The following is a 3,849-nucleotide window of genomic DNA, read 5'->3' as shown; positions in this document are numbered from 1 at the left end:
TACTCGGCGACCAGGCGCAGCGTCTTCTTCTCGCCCTGGCCGCCGATGAGGATCGGGATGTCGCGGACCGGGGCGGGATTCAGCTTGCCAAGGCGCGACGTGATGCGGGGCATGGCGGCGGCGAGGTCGTCCAGGCGACTACCCACGGTGCCGAATTCGTAGCCATACTCGTCGTAGTCCTTTTGCTTCCAACCCGAGCCGATGCCGAGGATCAGCCTGCCGTCGGAGATGTTGTCGACGGTGCGCGCCATGTCGGCGAGTAGCTCGGGGTTGCGGTAGGAGTTGCAGGTCACCAGCGCACCGATTTCGAGGCGCGAGGTCTGCTCGGCCCAGGCGCCCAGCATGGTCCAGCACTCGTAGTGGGCACCTTCGGGATCGCCGTAGAGCGGGTAGAAGTGATCCCAGTTGAAGGCGACGTCCACGCCCATGTCCTCGCAGCGCAGCACCGCGTCGCGCAGATGGCCGTAGTTTTCGGAGTGCTGCGGTTGGAGTTGGACGCCGACACGGGTGGGGAAGCTCATGGCTCCACGTTAAGCCCCGAGCACGCCCCGCAAGATGTCGACCAACGCCGCGGGCTGATCGCCCTGCACGGAGTGGCCTGCGTCGGGGACGACGTGGACGCGCTGGAAGCCGGGGGCGCCCTTGGCGAACGCGTCGGCGTCCTCGTCGTTGACGAAGAAGGAGTTGGCGCCACGCACCAGCGTCGTCGGCATGGTGATCGCGGGAACGTCGTCCCACAGTCCCTCGAACCCGTCGCCCTTGCGGAACGAGTCGTAGCGCCATGTCCAGGTGCCGTCGTCGAGCTGCTTGCTGTTGTGAAAGACCCCACGGCGCAACGAGTTCCGATCGCGATGTGGTGCCGCGGCGATGGTCACGTCGAGCATGGCGGCGAAGCTGGGGAACTCGCGATCGCCCTTCACCAGGGCGACGGCGCCCAGCTGGGCCTGCGTCATCTGCTCGTGGCGTTCTGGCGCAGAAGGGGTGACGTCGACGAGCACCAGCTCAGGAACGAGGGCGGGCTCGGTGGCGGCGATGCGCAGCGCGGTCAGTCCGCCGAGCGACATGCCGACCATCAGACGCGGCGCGGGCGCCCACTCGCGCAGGACGGGTCGCAACGTCTCGGCTCCGAGCTGGGGGCCGTAGTCGCCGTCCTCGCGCCACGCGGAGCGGCCGTGGCCCGGCAGGTCGACGGCCAACGCAGGCACGCCGAGGCCGAGGATGACGGTGTCCCACGTGTGCGCGTTCTGCCCGCCGCCGTGCAGGAAGACGATCTGCGGCGCTGACTCCCCCCACTTCAGCGCGCTGATCGGCCCCGAGTCGATGCGGGTGACCGGGGGGATCTCGGAGACGCCGATCTGTTCGGCGTTTTCGGGCAGCAGGGCGAACTCGTCGAGCCCCAGCAATTCGTCGTCGGAAAAGTACGGGTTGACCACGAACGAACCATACAAAACCCCGTTGAGATAGCGCTCACGGTCACGAAATGCGCGAAATTGCGACCGTGAGCGCTATCTGAACGCAAGGGACTAGCCGATGATGAAGGTTTCCAGCTCGGCGCGCGCGATGTCGTCGGCCAGCTGCTTGGGCGGGCTCTTCATCAGGTACGCCGACGCGGCCTCGACCGGTCCGCCGATGCCGCGGTCGAGGGCGATCTTCGCCGCGCGGACCGCGTCGATGATGACGCCCGCCGAGTTCGGCGAGTCCCAGACCTCGAGCTTGTACTCCAGGTTCAGCGGCACGTCACCGAAGGCGCGGCCCTCGAGGCGGACGTAGGCCCACTTGCGGTCGTCGAGCCAGCCGACGTGATCGGACGGGCCGATGTGCACGTCCTTGGCGTTGAACTCGCGCTGAAGATTGGAGGTGACCGCCTGGGTCTTGGAGATCTTCTTGGACTCGAGGCGCGAGCGCTCGAGCATGTTGAGGAAGTCCATGTTGCCGCCGACGTTGAGCTGCATGGTGCGATCGAGCTGCACGCCGCGGTCCTCGAACAGCTTGGCCATCACGCGGTGGGTGATGGTCGCGCCGACCTGGCTCTTGATGTCGTCGCCGACGATGGGAACACCTGCGGCGCGGAACTTCTCGGCCCACACCGGGTCCGAGGCGATGAAGACGGGCAGCGCGTTGACGAACGCAACGCCGGCGTCGATGGCGCACTGGGCGTAGAACTTGTCGGCCTCTTCGGACCCGACGGGGAGGTAGGACACCATCACGTCGACCTTGGCGTCCTTGAGCACCTTGACGACGTCGACGGCTTCGGTGTCGGACACCTCGATGGTCTCGGAGTAGTACTTGCCGATGCCGTCGAGGGTCGGGCCGCGCTGCACCGTGACGTTGGTGGGCGGCACGTCGGCGATCTTGATGGTGTTGTTCTCGGACGCGAAGATCGCCTCGGAGAGGTCGAAGCCGACCTTCTTGGCGTCCACGTCGAACGCGGCGACGAACTTCACGTCGCGGACGTGGTACTTCCCGAGCTTCACGTGCATCAGGCCGGGGACGGTCGAGTTCTCGTCGGCGTCGAGGTAGTACTGCACACCCTGCACCAGGGAGGAGGCACAGTTGCCGACGCCGACAATGGCGACCCGGATCTCATTCGACGGGTTTTCGGACATGGGTCGTTCTCCTTCTCGTACGGACATGCGGTGCGGTTGTTCTAGGTCTGTTGTTCGGGCGGAGCGGCCACGCGTTCGGCCGCGATCAGATCGTTGAGCCACTTCACTTCGCGCTCGCTGGACTCGAGCCCGAGTTGGTGGAGCTGGCGGGTATAGCGGTCGAGTGAGTTGGTGGCACGCGCGATGGCTTCACGCAGGCCCTCGCGGCGTTCCTCCACCTGACGACGGCGGCCCTCCAAGATCCGCATCCTGGCCTCGGCCGGGGTGCGGTTGAAGAAGGCCAGATGGACGCCGAATCCGTCGTCGGTGTAGTTCTGCGGGCCGGTGTCGGCGACGAGCTCGGTGAAGCGCGCCTTGCCCGCGTCGGTCAGTACATAGACGCGGCGGGCCCGGCGAACCTTGACCGTTCCGACGGGCGCCGACTCCTCGACGATGAGTCCGTCGGCCTGCATCCGGCGCAGTGCCGGGTACAGCGAGCCGTAGGAGAACGCGCGGAACGCTCCCAACAGGCCCGTCAGTCTCTTGCGCAGCTCGTAGCCGTGCATAGGCGATTCGAGGAGAAGCCCCAGGATGGCGAGTTCTAACACCGAATCACCCCCTTTGCACGGTCGCTACGACGTTCCAACACCTCGGCAAACTATATCGCGCCGATATATGCGGCGCTACATCGATGCCGACGAACGCTCCAATTGGTGGGATCGCCGCAGGTCAGTCGGTGGCGGAGTCGATGCGCTTGAGGGTGCCGTCGCCGGCGAACGTCACCGAGCCGCTGCCGATGTCGCTCGACACGCTGGCTCGCAGCTCCAACGCCCCGGGCGTCAGCGGATCACGGGCCGGATCGATGGTGAGGTAGGTGCTCCCCGGCTTGACGTCCGACGGCTTCAGATCGACCATCTCCGGCGCGCCCCGCAGGATGCCGACCGCGGTCTTGACGTCGAAGGCGGACAGATCCACCAGCACGTCGCGTTCGTCGCTCTTCGCCGACACCGACGGATCGTCGAACCCGCCGCGGTAGGAGTAGCTCAGCTTGCGCCGGTCGTCGGTCGGGTCGGCCCGGGACAGGACCGCGTAGTCGGGGTAGATGGTGAGGTCGTAGCCCATGGTGTCGCCGAAGCGCTGGCGCATCTGCTCGAGCAGACCGTTCAGTCCGCCCAACGACTGCAGCTGCTTAGGCGGCGTGATCACCTTCGGAGGGATGCCATCGGACTTGGCGCCTGGATCGGAGGTGAAGCTCAGCGGCGAA

General features: G+C 66.4%; 4 protein-coding genes and 1 pseudogene. All 5 read right to left on the bottom strand.

Translation table 11 applies throughout. From position 1 onward, the window contains the following. A partial coding sequence (locus QOD90_RS29650; RefSeq protein ID WP_526355853.1) for an LLM class F420-dependent oxidoreductase occupies window positions 1-521 on the bottom strand: 521 nt, incomplete at its 3' end. A gap of 9 nt (window positions 522-530) precedes the next feature. Further along, window positions 531-1,433 (bottom strand): Rv0045c family esterase, encoded by a 903-nt coding sequence (locus QOD90_RS29645; protein WP_526355851.1) that lies wholly within the window; start codon window positions 1,431-1,433, stop codon window positions 531-533. A gap of 90 nt (window positions 1,434-1,523) precedes the next feature. Then, on the bottom strand, window positions 1,524-2,606 hold the full coding sequence (locus QOD90_RS29640) for an inositol-3-phosphate synthase (RefSeq protein ID WP_526355849.1): 1,083 nt from the start codon (window positions 2,604-2,606) through the stop codon (window positions 1,524-1,526). Window positions 2,607-2,647: 41 nt separating this feature from the next. Next, a complete protein-coding gene (locus QOD90_RS29635; RefSeq protein WP_526355847.1) occupies window positions 2,648-3,193 on the bottom strand; it encodes a PadR family transcriptional regulator in 546 nt (181 codons plus the stop codon). Window positions 3,194-3,314: 121 nt separating this feature from the next. Then, a pseudogene (locus tag QOD90_RS29630) lies at window positions 3,315-3,849 on the bottom strand (hypothetical protein); the annotation flags it as partial.

The sequence above is a fragment of the Mycobacterium sp. genome, assembly GCF_032161845.1.
Taxonomy (GTDB): domain Bacteria; phylum Actinomycetota; class Actinomycetes; order Mycobacteriales; family Mycobacteriaceae; genus Mycobacterium.
The sequence above is the reverse complement of the archived record's forward strand: the minus strand, read 5'-3'. Positions and strand labels throughout refer to the sequence as shown.

Excerpts from the sequence above, each read along its gene's own strand:
- QOD90_RS29640 (WP_526355849.1), bottom strand. The coding sequence starts at position 2,606 with ATGTCCGAAAACCCGTCGAATGAGATCCGGGTCGCCATTGTCGGCGTC.